Source organism: Rhizobium gallicum bv. gallicum R602sp (genome assembly GCF_000816845.1).
Classification (GTDB): Bacteria; Pseudomonadota; Alphaproteobacteria; order Rhizobiales; family Rhizobiaceae; genus Rhizobium; species Rhizobium gallicum.
Genome location: NZ_CP006877.1, coordinates 1,232,105 through 1,256,002, shown reverse-complemented (window position 1 = coordinate 1,256,002; position 23,898 = coordinate 1,232,105). Strand labels below are relative to the sequence as shown.

16 protein-coding genes are annotated in these 23,898 nt (G+C 61.2%); 11 read left to right on the top strand and 5 right to left on the bottom strand.

The annotated features are described in order from the left end of the window. Nucleotides 1-229: 229 nt before the first annotated feature. Complete coding sequence (locus tag RGR602_RS06110; protein ID WP_039844380.1) at nt 230-703, bottom strand: Lrp/AsnC family transcriptional regulator; 474 nt, start codon at nt 701-703, stop codon at nt 230-232. 145 nt (nt 704-848) lie between these two features. On the opposite strand from RGR602_RS06110, the gene RGR602_RS06105 reads away from it, so the two are divergent. Further along, nucleotides 849-1,754, top strand: a complete 906-nt coding sequence (locus RGR602_RS06105; RefSeq protein ID WP_039844379.1) for a DMT family transporter — start codon at nt 849-851, stop codon at nt 1,752-1,754. Between the two features lie 52 nt (nt 1,755-1,806). On the opposite strand, the gene RGR602_RS06100 is transcribed toward RGR602_RS06105, so the two are convergent. Then, nucleotides 1,807-3,471, bottom strand: a complete 1,665-nt coding sequence (locus RGR602_RS06100; protein WP_039844378.1) for an electron transfer flavoprotein-ubiquinone oxidoreductase — start codon at nt 3,469-3,471, stop codon at nt 1,807-1,809. Nucleotides 3,472-3,716: 245 nt separating this feature from the next. Here RGR602_RS06100 and RGR602_RS06095 point away from each other — a divergent pair, with 245 nt between their 5' ends. The 7 genes from RGR602_RS06095 to RGR602_RS36900 all read left to right on the top strand — a co-directional run bounded on the left by RGR602_RS06095 (nt 3,717) and on the right by RGR602_RS36900 (nt 12,099). Further along, the gene (locus RGR602_RS06095; protein WP_039844377.1) at nt 3,717-4,505 is read left to right on the top strand and encodes an SDR family oxidoreductase; all 789 of its coding nucleotides are present in this window, start codon (nt 3,717-3,719) and stop codon (nt 4,503-4,505) included. 162 nt (nt 4,506-4,667) lie between these two features. Further along, complete coding sequence (locus tag RGR602_RS06090; protein WP_039844376.1) at nt 4,668-5,927, top strand: efflux RND transporter periplasmic adaptor subunit; 1,260 nt, start codon at nt 4,668-4,670, stop codon at nt 5,925-5,927. Beyond that, nucleotides 5,924-9,037, top strand: coding sequence for an efflux RND transporter permease subunit (locus RGR602_RS06085; protein WP_039844375.1), 3,114 nt, complete (start codon nt 5,924-5,926; stop codon nt 9,035-9,037). The genes RGR602_RS06090 and RGR602_RS06085 overlap by 4 nt, the downstream gene beginning before the upstream one ends. A 319-nt stretch (nt 9,038-9,356) precedes the next feature. Continuing rightward, nucleotides 9,357-10,649, top strand: a complete 1,293-nt coding sequence (locus RGR602_RS06080) for an Hsp70 family protein (protein ID WP_039844374.1) — start codon at nt 9,357-9,359, stop codon at nt 10,647-10,649. Between the two features lie 57 nt (nt 10,650-10,706). After that, the gene (locus RGR602_RS06075) at nt 10,707-11,582 is read left to right on the top strand and encodes a uracil-DNA glycosylase (protein ID WP_039844373.1); all 876 of its coding nucleotides are present in this window, start codon (nt 10,707-10,709) and stop codon (nt 11,580-11,582) included. Nucleotides 11,583-11,715: 133 nt separating this feature from the next. Then, nucleotides 11,716-11,907 (top strand): hypothetical protein, encoded by a 192-nt coding sequence (locus RGR602_RS06070; RefSeq protein ID WP_022714581.1) that lies wholly within the window; start codon nt 11,716-11,718, stop codon nt 11,905-11,907. Nucleotides 11,908-11,949: 42 nt separating this feature from the next. Beyond that, nucleotides 11,950-12,099 carry a hypothetical protein gene (locus tag RGR602_RS36900; RefSeq protein ID WP_166677404.1) on the top strand — a complete coding sequence of 50 codons (150 nt, stop codon included), beginning with the start codon at nt 11,950-11,952 and terminating at the stop codon, nt 12,097-12,099. Here RGR602_RS36900 and RGR602_RS06065 read toward each other — a convergent pair. Together RGR602_RS06065 and RGR602_RS06060 are read right to left on the bottom strand one after the other, a co-directional pair. Continuing rightward, entirely contained in the window at nt 12,096-12,986 is an 891-nt protein-coding gene (locus RGR602_RS06065; RefSeq protein WP_039844372.1) for a hypothetical protein, read from the bottom strand. The two genes, RGR602_RS36900 and RGR602_RS06065, sit on opposite strands and share 4 nt — an antisense overlap. A 212-nt stretch (nt 12,987-13,198) precedes the next feature. Further along, nucleotides 13,199-14,137, bottom strand: a complete 939-nt coding sequence (locus RGR602_RS06060; protein WP_039844371.1) for a DMT family transporter — start codon at nt 14,135-14,137, stop codon at nt 13,199-13,201. A gap of 305 nt (nt 14,138-14,442) precedes the next feature. On the opposite strand from RGR602_RS06060, the gene RGR602_RS06055 reads away from it, so the two are divergent. The 3 genes from RGR602_RS06055 (at nt 14,443) to RGR602_RS06045 (ending at nt 20,873) form a co-directional block, all read left to right on the top strand. Continuing rightward, nucleotides 14,443-15,546 (top strand): methyl-accepting chemotaxis protein, encoded by a 1,104-nt coding sequence (locus tag RGR602_RS06055; RefSeq protein WP_039844370.1) that lies wholly within the window; start codon nt 14,443-14,445, stop codon nt 15,544-15,546. Between the two features lie 177 nt (nt 15,547-15,723). Continuing rightward, nucleotides 15,724-18,372, top strand: coding sequence for an aminopeptidase N (gene pepN / locus RGR602_RS06050; RefSeq protein ID WP_039844369.1), 2,649 nt, complete (start codon nt 15,724-15,726; stop codon nt 18,370-18,372). A gap of 182 nt (nt 18,373-18,554) precedes the next feature. Continuing rightward, a complete protein-coding gene (locus tag RGR602_RS06045; protein WP_039844368.1) occupies nt 18,555-20,873 on the top strand; it encodes a PAS domain-containing sensor histidine kinase in 2,319 nt (772 codons plus the stop codon). Here the strand turns inward: RGR602_RS06045 and RGR602_RS06040 are convergent. Beyond that, a complete protein-coding gene (locus tag RGR602_RS06040) occupies nt 20,870-23,824 on the bottom strand; it encodes a bifunctional [glutamine synthetase] adenylyltransferase/[glutamine synthetase]-adenylyl-L-tyrosine phosphorylase (protein WP_039844367.1) in 2,955 nt (984 codons plus the stop codon). The two genes, RGR602_RS06045 and RGR602_RS06040, sit on opposite strands and share 4 nt — an antisense overlap. Nucleotides 23,825-23,898: the final 74 nt, after the last annotated feature.

The window sequence follows — 23,898 nt, the reverse complement described above, 5'->3', positions numbered from 1 at the left end:
TCAGAGCGGGTAAGGGTTGAGCGACGAAGGAGCGAGCAAGGAGACGAGCGGCATGCACAACGTTGCCGTGTCGGATCCAGCAGCGCCATGCAAAGGGTCACGGGCGGAGCCCCATGGCTGGATTCCTGTCACAAGGACAGAAAATCCACGGTGAGCTCTCGGCACCACCAAGGCTCGCTCACATGTTGCCTCCGTCTGCCTCACCGGCTGACTTGGCGAGCGTGCAGATCTACCTCCCCCTGGGCAGCTTCAAAGGCCCGTGGGTCTTCATGCTGCGGATTGCAAAGTTCGAGCGGATATCGCTGACGTTCGGCAGCGTCAGCAAGGTATCGGTGAGAAGCCGCTCGTAGGCAGCAAGATCCTCCACCACGACCTCTGCCAGAAAATCCGCGCTTCCAGAAATCAGGAAACAGGAAACGATCTCCGGGATCGCAAGGAGGGCCGCCTGCTGGGATTGCGAATTCTCACGGCTGTGATGGGCCACTTTGAACTCGACGAAGACCGTCAGCCCCAGCCCCACTTCCTTTCGGTCGATATCGGCGCGGTAGCCGCGGATCACACCTGCTTTTTCCAGGTTGCGGATCCGCCGCAGGCAGGGCGACGGCGAGAGGTTTACCTTTTCGGCGATTTCGACGTTGGTGGCGCGTGCATCCTCCTGCAGGCATTCGAGGATGGCCAGATCGAATTTATCAAGATTTGGCATATTTTCCAATTTCAGCCCTTACTGTTGGCAGATTATTGCTACTAGCATGTTTTTGGCGCTACAGATAGCAAGGACATGCCCTGACCATCGGGCCTATCTTTTTCTTGGTCGGACAGCACACCGAATGACAAGAAAGGATAGACCGATGACCAGCTTCAGCATCGCCAACCAGAAATCCCCATCCCTCATCGCCGGTTACGCGGGCGCAACCGTCACGGTGCTCATCTGGGCGACGTGGCTTCTTGCGACCCGCCACAGCGCAGCAACGCCGCTCGGCTCGATCGATATCGGACTGATCCGCTACGGCATTCCTGCGCTTGCCCTTTCGCCCGTTTGGCTCAAGACCGGCCTGCTGCCGAAGGGCGTTGCGCTGCATCTGCTGGCATTGATGGTGTCCGGCGCAGGCGCTGTCTTCTTTCTCGTCACCACACTTGCCATCCATGCGACCCCGGCAGGTTCGTCGGGCATCCTGCTCGGCGGCTCAATGCCGCTTGCGACGGCACTCATCGGCATATTCATCTTCGGGGAGCGGCCGGATATTACCCGCAAGCTCGGCCTCGCCGCGATCGTCTGCGGCGTGCTGATCCTGCTTGTGCAGAGCCTTTCGGATGCATCGCTGCCATGGACGAGCTTCGTGCTTTTGCCGGCCGGCGCCGTCCTTTGGGCAAGCTATACGCACGCCTTCCGCCGCAGCGGGCTCACCGCCGTCCAGGCGAGCGCACTGATCGCCATCTGGTCGTTCCTGATCATTGCAGCGCTTGCCGCCGGCTTCGGCACCTCGCTGACCCGGGCAAGCGCTGGAGATCTCGGACTGCAGCTCGTAAGCCAGGGCATCCTGTCCGGCCTTGTCGCCATGGTTGCCTACGGCACCGCCGTCAGAACGCTGGGCGGCACGCAGGCGGCTGCCTTTACGGCGATCACGCCGGTGTTGGCAACGCTTGGCGGCGGATTCCTGCTGGGCGAGGAAATCGGCCTGGCGGAAATCGCAGCCGCTGTCATCACAGGGATCGGCGTGGCATTGTCGACGGGCATTGCCGTCCGTCACCGCTGAATGAGCCCCGACACAGAGGAGCCCAGCGTTTGCCGGGCTCCTTGTGTTGACCTCACATATTCGGATAGACCGGCCCCTCGCCGCCCTGGGGCGGGACCCAGTTGATGTTCTGGTTGGGGTCCTTGATGTCGCAGGTCTTGCAGTGGACGCAGTTCTGGGCGTTGATGACGAAGGTGTCCTTGCCGTCCTTCTCCACCCATTCATAGACGCCGGCCGGACAGTAGCGCGCCGACGGTCCGGCATAGATGTCGTGCTCGGACGATTTCTGCAACGCCATGTCCTTGACTTGTAGATGGACCGGCTGGTCTTCCTCGTGATTGGTGTTCGACAGGAACACCGAGGACAGACGATCGAAGGTCAAGACGCCATCCGGCTTCGGATAGTCGATCTTTGTGTGCTGGGCGGCCGGCTCCAGCGACTGGGCATCGGTCTTGCCATGGCCGAGGGTGCCGAAGAAGGAGAAGCCGAACAGCGTGTTGGTCCACATGTCGAGACCGCCGAGCGCCACGCCGACGGCCGTGCCGAACTTCGACCAGAGCGGCTTGACGTTGCGGACCTTCTTCAAGTCCTTGCCGATATCACTCTTGCGCCAGTCGTTTTCGATTTCGACGACTTCGTCGTTGGCGCGGCCCGAAGCGATCGCTTCGGCGATCTTGTCGGCCGCCAGCATGCCCGACAGCACGGCATTGTGGCTGCCCTTGATGCGCGGCACATTGACGAAGCCCGCCGAACAGCCGATCAGCGCGCCGCCGGGAAAGGAAAGCTTCGGCACCGACTGGTAGCCGCCCTCGGTGATGGCACGGGCACCGTAAGAGAGCCGCTTGCCACCCTCGAAGGTGGCGCGGATCGCCGGATGCGTCTTGAAGCGCTGGAACTCCTCGAACGGATGGAGATAGGGGTTCTTGTAGTTGAGATGCACGACGAAGCCGACGGCGACGAGGTTGTCTTCCAGATGATAGAGGAACGAGCCGCCGCCGGTCTTCAAGCCGAGCGGCCAGCCGAAGGAATGCTGCACCAGGCCAGGCTTGTGGTGCTCGGGCTTGACCTGCCAGAGCTCCTTGAGGCCGATGCCGAACTTCTGCGGCTCGCGGCCCTTCGAAAGGTCGAACTTGGCGATCAGCTGCTTGGCGAGCGAGCCGCGCACGCCTTCGCCGATCAGCGTGTATTTGCCGAGCAGTTCCATGCCGCGGGCAAAACTTGGGCCGGGCTCGCCGTTCTTCTCGATGCCCATATCGCCGGTGGCCACCCCGATCACCGCACCTTCGTCGTTGTAGAGCACCTCGGTTGCGGCAAACCCCGGATAGATCTCGACGCCGAGTTCTTCGGCCTTCGTGGCGAGCCAGCGACAGACAAGCCCGAGCGATACGATGTAGTTGCCGTGGTTGTTCATCAAGGGCGGCATCAGCACATTCGGCAGGCGGACGGAACCAGCCGGACCGAGCACCAGGAAATGATCGGCGGTCACCTCGGTCTTGAAGGGATGATCGCCTTGGCTGCGCCAATCCGGCAGCAGCCGGTCGATGCCGATCGGATCGATGACGGCGCCCGACAGGATATGGGCGCCGACTTCCGCCCCCTTTTCGAGCACGACGACGGAAAGCTCCGGATTGACCTGCTTCAGTCGGATCGCGGCAGACAGGCCGGCAGGCCCGGCACCGACGATCACAACGTCGAATTCCATCGACTCACGTTCCGGCAGCTCAGTCGTCTCGGTCATTCATCCGTCTCCGCTCGACCGCCCACGCGGCCATAATCCCCTTGTCGGGTCATTGTCTTGTCAAAACCGGAAAGCATTGTCGAGCCGGGAAGCGACAGCCGATCCTCCAATTCGCACAATCAATATCTCCTCCACCGCAAGATTATATAACGCTTACGTTAACGTCAATTGTTCTTCGGTAGAAGGACTCTTCCCTTTTCCGTCGGCTGCGCCTTATACAGAAGCCGATGCATCTGGAGGACATCATGGATCTCGGAATCGACGGCAAACGCGCACTCGTTCTGGCTTCGTCGCGCGGGCTTGGCCATGGCATTGCGATCGCACTCGCACGTGAAGGCGCAAACGTACTTCTGTGCGGCCGCAGCGGTGAGCAGTTGGAGGCCAACTGCAAGGCGATCAACGCCGAGGGCAACGGCAAGGCCGACTGGATCTGGGCTGATCTGGCTGACGAGAAATTCGTCGAGACGGTGACTGCCGCCGTCAAGGAAAAGTTCGCCGGCCTGGATATTCTCGTGAACAATACCGGCGGCCCGACGCCTGGGACGACCGAGGACATGACGCCCGAGAAGCTCGAGACTTATTTCTTCTCGATGGTGCTGCGCGTCATTTCCCTGACCAACGCCTTGCTTCCGGGCATGAAGGCGCAAGGGTGGGGCCGCATTCTCACCGTCGCCTCGTCCGGCGTCATAGAGCCCATCGCCAATTTGGCGCTTTCCAATACGCTGCGCCCTGCTCTTGCCGGCTGGTCGAAGACGCTCGCCTCGGAAGTTGCAAGCCACGGCGTGACGGCCAATTTGCTCTTGCCGGGCAGCATCCTCACCGGACGCCTCGACGAGCTTGACGGCGCGGCCGCCAAGCGCACCGGCAAAAGCATGGAAGACATCCGCAGCGACAAGGAAGCGCGCATTCCGGTTGGCCGCTATGGCAAGGTCGAAGAATTCGCAGCAACCGCCGCTTTCCTCTGCAGCCAGCCGGCGAGCTACATCACCGGCTCACTGATCCGTTGCGACGGCGGTGCGGCGCGTTCGGTTTGACCGCAAGCGCGAGGTGGACGCCACGCCGATCATTACAAAAATTTAAGCTATTATAACCACTTAGTGAGTGCGTCCGGCGGATTATGTCTTTTTTGCGCCGCAATATGGGCGGCTCAATCGGGACCGGAAACGTCGTGCAACCCGTCAAGACCGGTCTCACACATGAAGATATTTTGGATTACCTTCAGCATTATTGCGGTTACTGCCGTCAGCGTTTGGCAATTCGGAAACAGAATCGTCGACCAGTTTCCCTACGTCTCGCAGTTGGTCAGTGCGCCTGCGCAACAAGGCGGCAAGGCGCAAGTGGGCCAGCAAGGCGGCGGGCAGCATAACCGGCGGGGGGGCAGCGGCCCGACGCTCGTGAAAACAGTCGCCGCCGTAAAGACAGTGCTGCCGCGAGACGTCACGGCCTCGGGGTGGGCGGAAGCCGAAAACACCACCACGATCGCCGCGCAGGAACAGGGCCTTGTCACGTCGATCGTCGCGACCGACGGCGCCACGGTCAAGCAAGGCGACCTGATCGCCAAGCTCGACGACCGGCCGGCGCAAGCAGCCGTCGACAAGGACAACGCGACGATCATCCGAGACACAGCGACGCTCTCGGAAGCCGAAACCGCTCTCACACGCGCAGCCGATCTCCTGGCGCAAAAGGCCGGCACACGGCAGAGCTACGACCAGGCCAAGGCCGCTCGCGACACGGCTGCCGCCACCGTCGAAGCCGACAGGGCCTCACTCGCCTCCGATCAGGTTCTGCTCGAGCACACGCAAATCCGCGCGCCTTTCGACGGCCGCCTTGGCGACATCGCGGTCAGCCCTGGAGCTTTCGTCGGTGCCGGAACGGCGATCGTGACGATTGCCCAATATGATCCGATTTATGTGAAATTCCATCTGCAGGAGCGCGATCTGCGCCAGTTGAAGCAATCGCTCGCCAGCGGACCCGTCGAGGTCACGACCACACCGGATTCGACGAAGGGCAGCGTGCGCCGCGGCGCGATCAGCTTCTATGACAATACGGTCGACACTGCTTCCGGCACGATCCTCGCGAAGGCGCGCTTTAAAAATACGACCGGCACGCTCTGGCCCGGGCAATCCGTCAATCTCGTCGTTCACTTCAACAATAAAGAACCGCAGGTCGTCGTACCGACCGTCGCAGTCAGCCCCGGTGCAAATGGGTTCTTTTCTTATGTCGTGAAGGATGAAAAGGTGCAGATGGCGCCCGTCACCGTCGCCCGCGAGAACGGTGGTTTCACCGCCGTTTCCGCAGGGCTCTCCGAAGGCGATCACGTCGTCATCGAGGGACAGGCGCAGCTTGCCGACCAGCAGCATGTCGACGAGCAATTCGATGACAAGGCACTAAACGTCGCCTCCGCCGAGCAGCCGGCTCACCAGACCGAAACCCTGGCGGCGGAGGCAGAACAATGATCCCGAATTTCTGCATCCGGCGGCCGGTTGCGACGACCCTTCTCGCCATCGGCGTGATCCTTGCAGGCCTTGCAGGTTACCGGCTCGTGCCAGTCGCGGCCTTGCCGCAGGTCGACTTCCCGACGATCAACGTCTCGGCCGCGCTCACCGGCGCCTCGCCGCAGACCATGGCGACTTCGGTCGCAACGCCGCTGATCAAGCAGTTCCAGACCATCCCCGGCATCAGCGAAATCAGCGCGACGAATTCGCTCGGCAATACCAGCATCATTCTGCAGTTTGACCTCAACCGCAACATCGATGCGGCCGCGGCCGACGTGCAGGCCGCAATCTCGCACGCGACCCGGCAGTTGCCGGACAACATGACCACGCCGCCGAGTTACCGCAAGACGAACCCGGCCGACGCGCCGGTGATGCTGCTTGCGGTGCAGAGCGATACGATGCCGCGCAGCAAGCTCGACGCCATCGCCGAAGACATCATCTCACCGTCGCTCTCCACCCTGCCCGGCGTCGCCGAAGTGACCGTGTTCGGCGCACAGACCTATGCCGTCCGCGTCGAGGTCGATCCCAACAAGCTGCTTGCCCGCAACATCGGCATCGATACCGTCAACCAGGCAATCAGCGCCGCCAATAGCCAGGTGCCGGTCGGCACGCTGCAGAACGACGCGCAGAGCATGACGATCAACGCCGACACGCAGCGCACCAACGCAGCGGAATTCCGCTCGCTGGTGATCGCAAACCCGAACGGGGCGCCGATTCATCTCGGCGACATCGCCAAGGTGGAAGACAGCGTCGAGAACCAGAATACCGGCAGCTGGTACGACGGTAACCGCAGCATCATCCTCGCCATCCAGCGCCAGCCGGATGCGAACACGGTCGAGGTCGTCGATGCGATCAACGCCAAGCTGCCGACGCTGCATGCCGAGATCCCGTCGTCAGTCACCACCAAGGTCATGAACGATTCCGCCAAGCCGATCCGCGACGCGATTTCCGATGTAAAGTTCACGCTCCTGCTGACGATCGGCCTCGTAGTGCTCGTTATCTACCTCTTCACAGGCCATCTGACCGCAACGGTCATTCCGGGCCTTGCCGTTCCGCTCTCGCTGATCTCGACCTTCGGCATGATGTACGTACTCGGCTACAGCGTCGATAACATCTCGCTGCTCGGCTTGACGCTCGCCGTCGGCCTCGTGGTGGATGATGCGATCGTGATGCTGGAAAACATTCTTAGGCATGTCGAAGAGGGAATGCCGGTCCTCGATGCGGCAATCAAGGGCGCCGGCGAGGTCAGCTACACGATCATTTCGATGTCGGTGTCGCTGATTGCGGTCTTCATCCCGATCCTGTTGATGGGCGGGGTCGTCGGCCGCATCTTCAACGAATTCGGCATGGTCGTCGCAATGGCGATCGTCGCATCCGCCATCGTCTCGCTGACGGTAACGCCGATGCTCGGCTCGCGGCTTTCAAGCCGCAAGTCCAACCCGCCCCTCTTCGTCCGCTGGTTCAATGCGGGCTTTGAACGCACGCTCAGAGGTTACGATCGGGCGGTCGGCTGGTGCCTCGTCCACCGGCCTGCGATCCTTTGCCTGTTCCTCGTTTCGGTCGGCTTGAACGCCTATCTGTTCATGACGCTGCCCTCCAGCTTCTTCCCGACCGAGGACATCGGCCGGCTGAACATCTCCACAAGGGCACGCCAGGACATCTCCTATCCGGCGATGGTAGCCTTGCAGAACCAGGCCGCAGCGATCGTGAAACAGAATCCGGCGGTCAATCACGTCATGTCGATCGTCGGCGGCAACGCGCGCAGCCCGCTCAACAATGGCACGATGTATGTCGAGCTGAAGGACAAGGAGCAGCGTCCGCCGCTTGACCAGACCTTGCGCGAATTGCGGGCCGACATCGCCAAGGTGCCCGGCCTGCAAGCCTTCATCACCCCGCAGCAGAGCCTACGCTTCGGCGGCCGTCAGACCGCAAGCCAGTATCAGCTGGTCGTTCAGGCACTCAGCGCCGAGCAGACCAATCTCTGGGCCAATAATATCCAGCAGGCAATGCGCGGCGATCCGCGCTTCACCGACGTGACAACCGATGCGCAGAACAACGCGCTGCAGGCCAATATCCTCGTCGATTCCGAAAAGGCAGCCGCCTTCGGCATCGACAACAGCCAGCTGCGCACGACCCTGCAGGAATCGTTCAGTGGTTATACGGCAGCGCAAATCCAATCCACCGGTGACAGCTACGACGTCATCGTCGAATACGATACCAACAAGCCCTGGGACGATCAGAAGCTTCAGGACATCCGGGTCGCCTCAACCAACGGCACGCTGGTCCCGTTGTCGAATTTCGCGAGGGTCGAGCGAAACACCGGGCCGGTGACGATCAACCAGACAGGTCAACTCGTCTCGACGACGGTTTCGTTCAACCTGCCTGCCGATGCGGCGCTGGGTGACGCAACAGCCGCGATCGACCAGATCAAGAAGGACATCAACATGCCGGCGGACGTCTTCACGTCCTATGGCGGTACGGCGGAGATCTTCGAGCAGTCGCAAGGAAACACGCCGCTTCTGATCCTCGCCGCAGTGCTGACGATCTATGTGGTCCTCGGGGTTCTCTACGAGAGCTTCATCCACCCGCTCACCATTCTGTCCGGCCTTCCGGCCGCCGCCCTGGGCGCGCTCTTGGCTCTGAAGGTGATGGGTTTCGACCTCTCGATCATCGCGCTCATCGGCCTCCTGATGCTGATCGGCATCGTGAAGAAGAACGCGATCATGATGATCGACGTGGCGCTGGAGAACCTGCGCTCCACATCGATGTCGCCGGTGGAGGCCATTCACGAGGCCTGCGTGCGGCGCTTCCGGCCGATCATGATGACGACCTTCTGTGCGCTTCTCGGCGCCCTTCCGATCGCGCTCGGCACCGGTGCCAGCTCCGAGCTGCGCCAGCCCTTGGGTGTCGCCGTCGTCGGCGGCCTCGTCGTTTCCCAGGCTCTGACGCTCTTCATCACGCCGGTTATCTTCATCGAGATGGGCCGGCTGAACAGCTGGCTTCAGAGGCTTTGGCAGCGAAAGGAAGCGGTGCCGGACGAAGAGGAGCCGACGGCGATCGCGGCGGAGTGATCTTTCGGTCGGGCTTTCGCGCATTGCTTCTCACCCCAACCCTCTCCCGCCTGCGGGGAGATGCGGACGCGCCTCGCTCGACGTTGGAGAAGTGGGCAAGCGAGCGGGGCATATCGCCTTCGCCGCGACTACGGGAAGAAGGCGCCGGCAAGGCGGATGGGGGGCCACCACCAGATTGGCACAACGCCCGACGCCTTCCCTCTTGAATGTGTCGCCCCTCTATGGCATCACGCGCCCTCCTAAATTTTGGGCGCGCGTGCGTCCTTCATGCGGAGCAAGGCTCCGGTCTCAATCACAATCGGCATGAAGAGGTGCGGGCATGGCTCAGGCGCTGGGTTTCGACTTCGGCACGACGAATACGGTTCTCGCAACGGCCAATGGCGGGACGACGCATTCCATGGCGTTCACCAGCGCTGAAGGCACGGCCGACAGCATGCGCACGGCGCTTTCCTTCATGAAGGATCCGCAGCTCGGCACATCGGCCCTGAAGGTCGAGGCCGGGCATGCGGCAATCCGCCAGTTCATCGACAATCCCGGCGACTGCCGCTTCCTCCAGTCGATCAAGACCTTCGCGGCAAGCCCCCTCTTCCAGGGCACGCTGATCTTTGCCAAGCGCCACAGCTTCGAAGACCTGATGGACGTCTTCATCCGGCGGCTGCGCGCCTATGCGGGCGAAAACTGGTCGAGGGATGTGACGCGCATCGTGACAGGGCGGCCGGTGCACTTCGCCGGCGCCAATCCCGATCCGGCGCTTGCAACCGAACGCTACAACAAAGCGCTCTTGCGCTTCGGCTTTCCGGAAATCCATTACGTCTACGAACCGGTTGCCGCCGCCTTCTACTTCGCGCAGAACCTGAAGTCGGACGCGACGGTGCTCGTTGCCGATTTCGGTGGGGGCACGACGGACTATTCGCTGATCCGCTTCGAAACCGTTGCCGGCAAGCTGACGGCAACGCCGGTCGGCCATTCGGGCGTCGGCGTCGCGGGCGATCATTTCGACTACCGGATGATCGACAACATCGTCGCGCCGCAGATCGGCAAGGGGAGTCATTTCAAGAGCTTCGACAAGATCCTTGAGGTGCCGTCGAACTATTATTCGAGCTTCGGCCGCTGGAACCAGCTTTCGATCTTCAAGACCTCGCGCGAATTCGAGGACCTGAGGAAACTGGTCCGCACGGCGCTCGAGCCGGAGAAGCTCGAAACCTTCATCGATCTCGTCGATCACGACGAGGGCTATCCGCTCTATCAGGCGATCTCGGCCACCAAGATGGCACTGTCTTCGGCAGACGAAGCACCATTCGATTTCGGCCCGCTCGGCCGCGGCGGCCATCGCATCATTCGACGGAAGGACTTCGAAAGCTGGATCGCGGAGGATCTGGCTCGTATCGAAGGCGCGCTGGACGACGTTCTGGAGAAGACAGAGACCAAGCCCGGCGACATCGACAAGGTCTTTCTGACCGGCGGCACATCCTTCGTGCCTGCCGTCCGTCGCATCTTCACCGAACGCTTCGACGCCGGCAAGATCGAGACCGGCGGCGAGCTTCTCTCCATTGCCCACGGGCTTGCCCTGATCGGCGAACGCGACGACATCGCGCAATGGACTGTGCAATAGCCGCAGAGCACGGTACCCGCCCTTTCATTGCTGCTGCCACTTCGCTAAGGTCGCCGTATGGTTTCCGTCAACGAACTTTCCCCGGCCGAGCTTGCCGCGCTTCTGCATTTCCATGCACAAGCCGGCGTCGAATGGCTGCTGGAGGAGGAGGCAGTCGACCGCTTCGCCGAGTTCGAGGCGATGAAGGCGGCGCGGGCCAACGCCGCTGCTCCTCCGCAAAGCCCGACCCAGCCCGAGCGGCCAGCGGTGGCGCAACGTCAAGCCGCAGCGCCGGCTGAGCGCGCAGCCCCTCGACCTCAGCCTGCCATTCCTGATGGCGAAGCCGTGCAGCACGCGCGCTTTGCGGCCGAGAGTGCGCGTTCGCTCGGAGAGCTCAAGACCGCGATCGAGGCCTTCAACGGCTGCAATCTCAAGCACAGTGCGCGTTCGACGATCTTTGCGACGGGCAACGCTGCAAGCGGCATTATGGTGATCGGGTCGGCACCTGGCGCCGACGACGACCGCGAGGGCACGCCTTTTGCCGGGCGCGGGGGAGAACTTCTCAACAGGATGCTGGCGGCCATTGGGCTTGATCGGGACGGCATTCTTCTGACGCAGGTCATTCCTTGGCGTCCGCCAGGCAACCGTGTCGCCTCTGTCGCCGAGATGGAAATCTGCCGTCCCTTCATCGAACGCCAGATCGCGCTTGCCGAACCGAAGGTAATCCTGCTGTTCGGCAATTTCGCCGCCCGCTTCTTCTTCGGCGAGAGCGACACCATCCACGGCCTGCGCGGGCAGTGGAAAGAGATCGGTGCCGGGCCGCTGACGATACCGGCAATCGCAACGCTACACCCGCAGGATCTCCTGACCGCGCCGATCAACAAGCGGCTGGCTTGGAGTGATCTCCTGGCGTTTCAGGCACGGCTTAAGTCGCTCGAACTGATTAGAAAATAGACAAATATTAAGTTTTCATGAAACCACCCATGCATTTGTCGCATGGCTGTATCCTATTTTGGCGCATTGCAGAATCGATGCTGCACTGCAATATATACCCTGTCTTGGGAGGAATCTGACAGGAACCAAGGCAATGAACGCAAGTTTTCGTCCTATACACTGCGGGTTTGAAACCCTCCGCCTGGCGAGTGATCCGGCTCGCACCACGCAAGGCTACAGCCGCTTGGGCTTTGCGACCAACGAGCAGATGATCGCCCGCGGGACCGGCATCGGCGGCCGCACGACGCGGCCCTCCGCAATCTTCGTGGATTTCCAGGAATACTGAGATGAGCGCGGCCCGGCCCGGGCGCGCGATCGGAGTTTTTTGATGTCTGCAGTACTCGTTTCGCTTCTGCGCAATATCGACACGATCGAGCATATCCGCGCTGCCGTCTGCGCCGCGAGGGAGTATCAGCGCGAGCTTTCCACCGCAGAGCCAGGCCCGCTGGTCAAAGAAATCGCGGCGATCGCGCTTTAAGCTTGCGCCAGCATTTTGGCCGGCACGCATTCCAGCCTTGCCCGGGCAACGTCAAAGGCGTCCTCGACATAGGCAAACTTGACAGCTTGCCAGCTGCAATATTCCCTGACGAAATCGCGCGACACCCATAACTGCGTCTTCCTGGGCTCGTCGTACCAGCCAAGGCAGCCTTGTTGCACCGCCTTTGCAAAGAGGCGCTGGAGGTGCGTTCGCGACATCATGAAATCGCCGGCCAGATTGCGCGTTTCGACGCGGCCGACATCGAACCTTTCCGTGTCGCCACCATTAAGGTCAATTCGAGCCATGAGATGGTCCACGACCAGACCGCCCGCTTCCGTCCAAAGAAAGAGCGCAATTGGCTCCGGCGGCTCCCGCCAGGCCGCATCTTCGAGGCAGCCGCGGGCAACGAGCGGCTGGGCAATCCGAAGGAGCTCTGGATGGGCCTGCAGGCAGCCGGCGCGATCGCCGTGGTCCAACATGTCGAGGGCGGCGAGATTGGCGAGAAGCCAGCCGTACATTGCCTGATTGCTGACTTCGGCCGGTTCGAAATGACGCGGGCGGCGGCGCTCTTCACCCGGTGCATGGGTGATGAAGCGATAGGTGAAGAGCTCTTCGATGAAGTTCAAAACCGTGTTGCGGCTCGCGACCTTGTGTCGTGTTATCAGCGTCGTCAGCGAAACTGCGGAAAGCCCCGAAGAGGGATCGCCAGGATCGTACTGCATGGCGAGCGCATAGGCGGTCTGCGTGAGGAGCCAGCGCTGGTGGGAGGTGAGCAGACGGGCAAGGCGCGGACCGGCTTGGAACATGCCGCGCAGAGCCCCGGCCAGATGACGGATGCTGAGCAGAAAATCAGGGTGCCGCGCCAGTTCTTCTGCCGTAAATTTCATGGGCGTCCCGCTCGCAAGCCAGCGTTCGCAGCAGCTAAGCACTTGGACCAGGATCCGGCATCAGCGGCCAATCAGACATGCAAGGCTTTGAATAAATGAAGTTTCGTCATATTTAGAAACCATATTTGGGGGCCGATTGGTATCCTTAAATTTCGCCAGTGCAACCCGGCCGGGTTGGACAATCGGCAGGCGGCTTTTCTGCCTTGATCCGATCAGGGCTGCGGCGTACCGGCTTTGCGGGCTTTGCGGCGTTCCAACCCGAGTTGATGCTCGCGGTAGATGATGAATATGCCGGCTGCGATCACAATCGCCGTTCCGATCATCATATGGACCCCCGGGACATCGCCAAACACGAAATAGGCGACAATGCCGCCAAGCAGGATCGACGTGTATTCGAACGGCGCCACTGTCGACACATCAGCGTGACGGTAGCTCTCCGTCAAAAGGATTTGTCCGATGCCACCGCAAAAGCCTGCGCAGACCAGCAGAGACTTCGTGTTGAGATCGAGCAAGGCCCAGCCGAACGGCAGCGTCGCGAGCGAGAAGATCGAGGCGATCATCGAAAAATAGAGAACGATCGTCGCCGTCCTTTCCTCTTCGACGAGCTTGCGGACCTGGATCATCGCCATGCCGGCAAGCACGGCGGACATCAGGACGCACAACGCCCCGACCCCCTGCTCTGCCTCCATGCCGCCCTGCCTGAACAGCGTAAGCTTGGGCCATGAGACGATGGCAACGCCAATGATACCGAAGAAAACCGCACTCCAACGGTATATTCTAACTGTCTCCCCGAGGAAGACTGCCGCGAAAATGACCGCGACCAAGGGTGTCGCATAGCCGAGCGCAATCGCCTCCGGCAGCGGCAGATGCAGGAGGCCGTAAAACCCGAAGCCCATGGAAAGGATGCCGATCGTGCCCCGCTTTAGATGGCCAATCGGATTTGCCGTATGGAAGGCCGCCCGCAACTGTCGGCGATAAGCAAGATAACCCATGATCGGGAAGAGCGCGAAGAAGGAGCGATAGAAGGTCACCTGCCCCGGCGCGACATCGGAACCGGCGAGCTTGATGAAGGTCTGCATGCCGAGAAAGACCACCACCGATGAGACCTTCATCAGGATTCCTCTCATCGGGTTTTCGAAAGCCGACTGCATGTCAGAAACTCGTGCGCCAGTTATTTGAAGCGGGGAGATACGTCAGACTCGACGCAACCTGACTGTGGCAGGGGCTGCGCTCGAAGAACAGTCCAAAAGCGAAAAAAGGCGCCGGCGCATCCAGTTCTCCCGCATTACGGCGCACAGTTGCACAAAAAATTAGCATAAAACAGATGTGCCCAAAAATGTTTGCTTGAACATTTCAACTCTTAATCTTTTGAAAACCATAAACTCGCATTGATTTCAGCAGTATCGCACCAATCGCTTTCATAACCGCCACCTCAATTGTTGCCAGGATCACCTCCATGATGCCGCTTAAGACAAGCGATCAGACACAGCAGACCGCAACGCCGCGTTCCATGCGCATTGTGACGGAAGGGATCGGTACTGATCTTGAGCATTTCAGTTTAGCCAACACCCATGTGGTAAAGCAGATCAAGCTGCTGGCGATCAACGCACTGATCGAGGCCGCTCGCGCGGGCGAGACCGGCAAGGGCTTTGCCGTCGTTGCCAACGAGGTGCAGCGTCTGGCGCAGGTTGCAAGCGATATCGCGGGAAAATTCGAGAGCAACGTCCTTGGCCGCATCGGGCTGTCGCGGACGATGGCGGAATCGCTGGTGAACGAGATGGAAGGCGTGAGGTTGACGGACCTTGCGCAAACCCTCGTCCAGCTTATCGTGCGCAACCTCTTCGAACGGACGGCCGACGTGCGATGGTGGGCAACCGATACCGCATTGTGGCAGGCCCTGCAGGAGCCGGGCAGCGACAAGACACGCTTTGCGTCCGAGCGGCTCGGCGTGATAAACCGGTTCTACACGGTCTATCTGGACCTCGTGCTGACCGATCTTTCCGGACGTATCGTCGCCTCGGCAAATCCCCAGTTCCAGCGCAAAGTCACCAACCGTTCGCTTGCCGGCGACGCCTGGTTCCAGGCGGCGGCGCATTGCAAGTGCGGCGACGACTACATCGTAGACGAGGTCCGCCCCAGCCCGCTGCACGACGGCCGGACCGCGCTTGTCTATGCCACCGGCGTCCGCGAAGGCGGCAAAGTCGACGGGGCGATCGTCGGGACGCTCGGCGTCTATTTCGACTGGCAAAACCAGGGACAGGCGATCGTCGACAAAGAGGCCAACTTGCCGCCGCAGGTCGCGCAAAAGACGACCGTCATGCTGCTCGATGGTGCAAGCAGGATCATCGCCGCAAGTAATCCGGCGCTTCTCTTCACCCATTTCGCGCTGCAAAATCAGACAGGCAAATCCCGCGGCAGCTATTACGACAACAACGGGTCGATCGTCGCATTTGCGAAGACCTTGGGATACGAAGACTATGACGGTCTCGGGTGGCACGGCGTCGTCGTCCAGCGGACCGAAGACGATGCTGTCATAAAGGCCGCGCTCAATCTTAGATAGTGCACGCCCATCCGCTCGTCATCTAAGCATCTCCGCCAATTGCGGCCATCAAAACTTGCACTCCCTCCATTTCGCTTTAAGTTTAGTTCAGACTTTAATGTGATGATGCTGCAAAACCTATGGCAGAGCATTCGCGTCTGTCCCAGCCCATATCGATAAAGGTCTTCAGGGAACACTATGCGTACAGACACGGGCCAGGTCATCAATCTGGCAGATTACCGCCCCACCGATTTCGTTCTGGAACGCGTGGACCTGACCTTCGACCTTGATCCCACAGAAACAAAAGTCGAAGCGCGATTGATCTTCCATCGCCGCGAAGGTGCCGACCCGAAGGCGCCGCTCGTTCTCGACGGCGACGAGCTTTCACTTTCCGGCCTGCTCTTCGACCAGATGGAAATGCCGGCCGAGCAATATACGGCGACAGCCGATAGCCTGGCCGTCTACAACCTTCCCGCAGCCGACCCCTTCGAACTGACGATCTCGACGATCATCAATCCGCAAGCCAATACCCAGCTGATGGGCCTCTACCGCACCGGCGGTATCTACTGCACCCAATGCGAGGCCGAGGGCTTCCGCCGCATCACCTATTTCCCAGACCGTCCGGATGTCCTGGCGCCCTATACTGTCAACATCATCGCCGACAAGGCCGCCAATCCGCTTCTGCTTTCCAACGGCAACTTCCTCGGCGGCGCCGGCTATGGCGAAGGCAAGCATTTCGCGGCCTGGTTCGATCCGCATCCGAAACCGAGCTATCTCTTCGCGCTCGTCGCCGGCGATCTCGGCGTCATCGAGGACACGTTCACGACGATGTCCGGCCGGGAGGTTGCCCTGAAGATCTACGTCGAGCATGGAAAGGAGCCGCGTGCAGCCTATGCCATGGACGCCCTGAAGCGATCCATGAAGTGGGACGAGGAGGCCTTCGGACGCGAATACGATCTCGACATCTTCATGATCGTCGCCGTTTCCGACTTCAACATGGGGGCGATGGAGAACAAGGGCCTCAACATCTTCAACGACAAATATGTTCTCGCCGATCCGGAAACCGCAACCGATGCCGACTACGCCAATATCGAAGCGATCATCGCGCACGAATACTTCCACAACTGGACCGGAAACCGCATTACCTGCCGCGACTGGTTCCAGCTCTGCCTCAAGGAAGGCCTGACCGTCTATCGCGACCATGAATTCTCGTCCGATCAGCGCTCGCGTCCGGTCAAGCGCATTGCCGAGGTCCGGCATCTGAAGTCGGAGCAGTTTCCGGAGGACGCCGGCCCTCTCGCCCACCCGGTTCGCCCGACGAAATATCGGGAAATCAATAACTTCTATACAACAACGGTCTACGAGAAGGGCAGCGAAGTCACCCGCATGATCGCCACCCTGCTCGGCAAGGAGACCTTCAAAAAGGGCATGGACGTCTATTTCGATCGCCATGACGGCCAGGCGGTCACGATCGAGGATTTCGTCAAGTGCTTCGAGGATGCGAGCGGCCGCGACCTTGCGCAGTTCTCGCTTTGGTACCACCAGGCCGGCACGCCGCTCGTCACCGCCTCCGGAAGCTACGATGCGACCGCCAAGACCTTCAGCCTGTCTCTGGAGCAGATGGTTCCGGCGACGCCGGGCCAAACCGACAAGAAGCCGATGCATATCCCGCTCAGCCTCGCCCTTTTCGGCGAAAACGGCGGCAAGATCGAGCCGGCCTCCGTCGAAGGAGCCGAGTATACCGGAGAGGTGCTGCATCTCATCGGCAGAACGCAGACTGCTGTTCTCCACGGCATCGGATCGCGGCCGGTCGTTTCGATCAACCGCAGCTTTTCGGCACCGATCAACCTGCATCTCGACCAAAGCCCCGCCGACCTCGCGCTGCTCGCCCGTCACGAGACGGACCATTTCGCTCGCTGGCAGGCGCTGACCGATCTGGCATTGCCGAACCTGCTGAAGGCAGCGCGCGATGCGCGTGAAGGCAAAGCGATTGCCTGCGAACAGACCTCCATCGATGCACTGCTTCATGCCGCCGCCGACGAGAGCCTTGAGCCCGCCTTCCGCGCCCAGGCGCTCGCCCTGCCGAGCGAATCCGACATCTCGCGCGAACTCGGCAGCAATAATGATCCGGACGCGATACACGCCGGGCGCCAGGCCGTCATGAAGCAGATTGCAGATCGTGGAATCGCAATCTTTACCGGTCTCTTCGAGAAAATGACAACGCCGGGCGACTTCAGCCCTGACGCAAAAAGCGCCGGCCGCCGGGCGCTACGCAATGCCGCGCTGACCTACCTTTCCTATGTGGAGAATGGCCCAGCACGCGCCAAGGCTGCGTTCGACGCCGCAAACAACATGACCGAGAGGCTGCACGCGCTGACAGTCCTGGCACACCGCTTTCCCGAAAGCGGTGAAGCGATCGCCGCGCTTTCAACATTCCGGGACGACTTCGTGGAAAACGCCCTCGTCATCGACAAGTGGTTTTCCGTGCAGGCAACCATCCCTGGACCCAGCGCGCTCGACCGGGTCCGCAGGCTGATGGAAAGTCCGCTCTTCAAGCGCACCAATCCGAACCGCGTTCGCGCGCTTGTCGGCACGTTTGCCTTCACCAATCCCACCGGCTTCGGCCGGGCCGATGGCGAAGGCTATCGTTTCCTGGCGCGCGAGATCCTCGATATCGACCAGCGTAATCCGCAGCTTGCTGCCCGCATCCTGACCTCCATGCGTTCATGGCGGTCGCTGGAGCCGGTGCGCGCCGGTTTGGCCCGCGCTGCCCTGACGGAGATCGAACAAGCACCCGCCCTTTCGACGGACGTTCGCGACATCGTCGAGCGCACGCTGAAGGGGTGATTTGCTCGCCAGAGGCGCCGCGCGACCCTGCGGCGCTTTGAAACGTCTCGGCAAAAAACCAGCACTTATAGATAGTTAACAGATTTTTACCTTTCCCTCTGGACACGGCGAATCAGTAATGATTCATTGAGTGAGGTTCGAGCGAGCGGCGCTGCGAATCACACGAGGGATCAAGGCTAGTGATGATGAACGTGCGGCGGGCAACTGCGGCCGGAGGGCGGCTGCGTGTTGATTTTGAAGGGCTTCGTGCCTGGCACGGCAATGCCTCCAACCGCACCGCGGCGATCTCCAAGCCGATAGCAAGCCGCCTTCCGCACACCGAAATCATCCTAAAGCGCGCCATCCCGGCACTGATCGTGGCATTCCTTGCCGTCGTCGCATGCTCGCATCTTTTCGGGATGATGTCGGAATATACTCGCATGGGCGCAGCCGCCCGGCATGCGACCGCACTTTCGGCCGCGACCGCCGCGGCCGTATTTGCCGGTTCCAGCGATCTCTTCGACAACGGCAGAGCCGCCGAAGCCCAAGCGAAACTTGCGAAATTCCTGCCACAGGACCGTCTCGGCAGCGGCTCCTTCATCCTGCTCGTGCAGACGAGCGGCAAAGTCTTCGCCGCATCCACCGCGGGCCTTGCCTATGTCGGATCGAATGCCGGCGATTTCTTTCCCGAGGTTTCCGCCATCCGCCGCTTCGGGGATCGGGCCGGCGTCATTGAAACGACGATCAGCGGCAATCCGCACTACGCCGAAATCACCCTCGTCGGCAGCACCGGCGGCTATATCATCGCAGCAACCTCGCTGGACGAGATCGGCAGGCTCTGGCGCGAAGAGCTGACACTCAACGTGACGCTGTTTGCCGGCATTTCGTCGATCTTGCTGGTGATCCTTTACGCCTACTACATGCAGGTCAAGCGCGCCCGGGACGCCGACGAGATCTTCGTCGAATCGAACCAGCGCGTCGAGACAGCACTTTCGCGCGGCCGCTGCGGGCTTTGGGATTTCGATTTCGACAGCCGCGAATTCTTCTGGTCGCGTTCGATGTACGGCATGCTCGGCCTGCCGGCTTCCGACAAATCGCTTTCCTTCGGCGACGCGGCGCGGCTGATGCATCCGGAAGACGGCGGGCTGCACGAAATCGCACGCTCTGTCGCCAAGGGCAGTTCCGGCCAGGTCGACCAGATCTTCCGCATGCGCCATGCCGGCGGCCACTATGTGTGGATGCGCGCCCGCGCCCAGATGATCCGCAGCAATTCCGGCCGCGTCCACATGATCGGCATCGCGATGGACGTGACCGAGCAGCATCGCCTCGCGCAGCGCTACGCCGAGGCCGACCAGCGCCTTGCGGACGCGATCGAATGCACGTCGGAAGCCTTCGTTCTCTGGGACAAGAATGACCGCCTGGTGATGTGCAACGTCCACTTCCAGCAGGCCTACGGGCTCCCGGACAGCGTCCTCGTTCCAGGCACCGAGCGCAGCGTGGTCAACGCTGCAGCCGCCCGGCCGGTCATCGAGCGCCGCATGGCCAACGCCGATGGCGCCGGCCATTCGCGCACGACCGAGGTCCAGCTTGCCGATGAGCGCTGGCTGCAGATCAACGAACGCCGCACCCGCGACGGCGGCATGGTTTCGGTCGGCACCGACATTACGCTTTTGAAGCGCAACCAGGAGCGCCTGCGCGAATCCGAGCGGCGTCTCATCGCGACCATCGGCGACCTCAAGGCATCGCGTCAGACGCTCGAAAGTCAGAAAGCTGCTCTTTCGGTCGCAAACGCCAACTACCAGGCCGAGAAGGAACGCGCGGAAGCGGCGAACAAGGCGAAGTCGGAATTCCTTGCCAACATGTCGCATGAGCTGCGCACGCCGCTCAACGCCATCCTCGGCTTCTCCGAAATTCTGCAGAACCAGATGTTCGGCCCGCTCGGTTCGCTGAAATACGACGAATATGCCCGCGACATCCATGACAGCGGCAAGCACCTGCTCAACGTCATCAACGATATCCTGGATATGTCGAAGATCGAGGCAGGGCACATGAAACTGCACCGCGAGAAGATCGATCTTGCGCCGCTGATCGAGGAAAGCCTGCGCTTCACCGCCATTCCGGCCGCCCAGAAGAACATCGTCATCGAGCAGCGCGTTTGTGATGGCATGACGCTGACGGCAGACCGCCGCGCCATGAAGCAGATCCTCCTCAACCTTCTCTCCAATGCGGTGAAGTTCACCAACGACGGCGGCCGTATCGCGCTCCGCACCCGCCGCGATGCGGCGGGCGTCATCGTCACGATCGCCGATACCGGGATTGGCATCCCGCACGAAGCGCTCACGAAGATTGGCCAACCTTTCGAGCAGGTTCAGAGTCAATATGCCAAGAGCAAGGGCGGTTCCGGTCTCGGCCTCGCCATCTCCCGCTCGCTGACGGCACTTCACGACGGCAAGATGCGCATCCGTTCGCGTGAGGCGATCGGCACCGTCGTCTCGTTCCGCATTCCGGACGGAGCGCGTTAGGAATTCACCGTCGCCTGGAATATCTTCCGAACAGCCTTCGAAAGCCGTTTGATCTCGCCTTCAAGCGTCTTGACGTCCGGGCAGTCCCCTGCCCTGCACACCAGCTCCGTCAGCCCGGACGGCGCCTCGGCGGGATCGAAAGGCCCGTCGATGCAAAGCCGGATCAGCTGCGACAGCTCCGTATAGAGGGTGAACGCCTCCAGGCAGAGGTCGAGGTCGGCCGCCGGCAGAAGCTTCGCCCCGAGCGTCTTCAGCGCCTCACCGGTATTCATCCCGCCGATCTTCGCCGTTACGCTCCTCACCGGCGAAATCAGCGCCAGATATTGCGCAATGAATTCGATATCGATGACGCCGCCCGGAATAAGTTTCAGATCCCAGATGCCGTCCGGCGCTTTCTCCTTGTCGATCAGTTCGCGCATCTCAGCGACGTCGCGGCTCACCTTTGCGGCATCGCGTCTCTTTGAGAGAACCTCGCGGATGATCCGTTCCGCCTCGCTCATCAGGCTCTGATCACCACAGATCAAACGGGCGCGGCTAAGCGCCATATGCTCCCATGTCCAAGCCTCGTCGCGCTGGTATTTCTCGAAAGACCTGATGCGCGTGGCGACCGGGCCCTTGTTTCCCGAGGGGCGAAGCCGCATGTCAACTTCGTAGAGGACGCCTTCGGCGGTCGGCGCCGAGAACGCCGCGATCAGCCGCTGCGTCATGCGTGTAAAGTAACGCACGGCATCCAATGGCTTCCCGCCGTCGGATTCGCAAGCGGCATCGTCATAGTCGTAGAGCAGGATGAGATCGATGTCGGAGCCCGCCGTCAGCTCGAAGCTGCCAAGCTTGCCCATGCCGGCAATGGCGACCTTGCCGCCGGGAAAATCGCCGTGTGCCGCCCGCATTTCCTGCCTGACCGCATCGAGCGCGGCTTCAATCGCAAGGTCGGCCAGATGGGTGAAGGCGCGAGCTGCCATCAGCCCGTTGATCGCGCCGGTCAAGAGCCGGATGCCGATCAGGAAGCGCTGCTCGGCGGCAAAGATGCGCAGCCGGTCCAGCACCTCCTCGTAGTGGCCCGCCTGCGCCAGCGATGCCTTCAAACGTTCGCCGAGATAGTCACGCGTCGGCAGCTCCGCCATCAGTCCCGGATCGAGCATGCCGTCGAAGACGTGCGGCTTGGCGGCGATCACCTCGGCAAGCTTTGGCGCCGAGGACATGATGTTGACGATCAGCGAAAGCAGCGCCGGATTGCTGCCGAGCAAGGAGAAAAGCTGAATACCGGCCGGCAGGCCGGAAATGAAGCTGTCGAAGCGCAGCAGCGCCTCGTCAGCCCGCTTGCTTTCGCCGAAGACGCGAAGCAGCTCCGGCGCGAGCTCCGTCAGCCGCTCCCGCGCTTCGACGGATTGTGTCGCGCGATAGCGGCCGTAATGCCAAGTGCGGATAATGCGGGAAATATCGGACGTGCGCTTGAAGCCGAGCTTCTTCAGCGTCTCCAGCGTATCCGGATCGTCGGCCTGGCCTGTGAACACCAGATTTCCGGTATCGGTCGACAGCCTGGTCTCCTGCTCGAAGAGCCGCGCATAGCGCCGCTCCACGGTGCGCAGCACCTCCACCAACCGCTCAGCAAAACTCGGCGTATCCGTAAAGCCCATCATGAAGGCGATGCGCTTCAGATCGGCCTCTGTTTCCGGCAGCAAATGCGTCTGCTCGTCGCGCACCATCTGGATGCGGTGTTCCACATCACGGAGAAACCAGTAGGCCTCCGTCAGTTCGTCGCGGGTTTCCGCATCGATCCATTTCGCCTTGGTCAGTTCGGCAAGCGTCTGCTCCGTGCCGCGGCTGCGCAGCGCCGGCATGCGCCCGCCGGCAATCAGCTGTTGCGTCTGCACGAAAAATTCGATCTCGCGGATGCCGCCGCGGCCGAGCTTGACATTGTGCCCCTTGACCGCAATTGCGCCGTGGCCCTTGTGCGCGTGGATCTGCCGCTTGATCGAATGAATGTCTGCGATCGCCGCATAGTCCAGATACTTGCGGAAGACGAAGGGCGCAAGCCCGCGCACGAACCCCTCTCCCGCCTTCATATCCCCGGCAACGGGCCGCGCCTTGATGAAGGCTGCCCTCTCCCAATTCTGGCCGCGCCCTTCATAGTAGATCATCGCGGCATCGACCGGGATCGCAAGCGGTGTCGAACCGGGATCGGGACGCAGGCGCAGATCGGTACGGAAGACATATCCGTCGGCCGTGCGCTCCTGAAGGATTCGCACCAGCCGCCGCATCATCCGCGGAAAGATGTCGATCGCATCATCCGGATCAGGCACGATGCCGGCATGCTCGTCGAAGAAAACCACAAGATCGATATCGGACGAATAGTTCAGTTCCGATGCGCCGAGCTTTCCCATACCGAGCACGACCAGACCGGAACCTTCGCTCGGATTTTCGGCGTCCCTCAATTGCAGTTTGCCGGCCTCATGGGCAGACAGCAAAAGATGATCGATCGCGGCTTTGACCGAGGCTTCGGCCAGGGCACTCAGCCAGGCCGTCGTCTGCCGCCCGTCGAAGAGCCCGGCGAGATCGGCGAGAGCGACAAGAAATGCCACTTTCCGCTTGATGGTCCGCAACCGGCTCATGACGGCAGATTCGGCAGGCGAAATCCCGTCTTCGGGCTTCCAGCAGTCGCGCGCCTCAGCAATCAGCACTTCGATCTGCGGCTCGACAGGCGATGAAATCGCAGCAGCGAGAACCGCATTGTCTATATTGGCAATCTCGCGAAGATAGGGCGAAAGCGTCAGTACCGCAGCGATGAAGTCGGATAGCGGACCACCTGCCTTCAGCAGTGCCGCGACGGCCGGTTCGTGCCTGCCGATATCCTGCAGGTCGGCGAGCGCCAGCTTGAGCTCGGATTGGTTCAGCGGTCGCAATAAACCGCCACCCACGTTCTTCAGGCTGTGTGTCGAATTCGTCAGCATTTCACCTCCCGGTGCCGCCGCGCCCGGAATCAGCGCTGCCATACGAGCCCCTAACCTAGGGTCACAATCCGGGG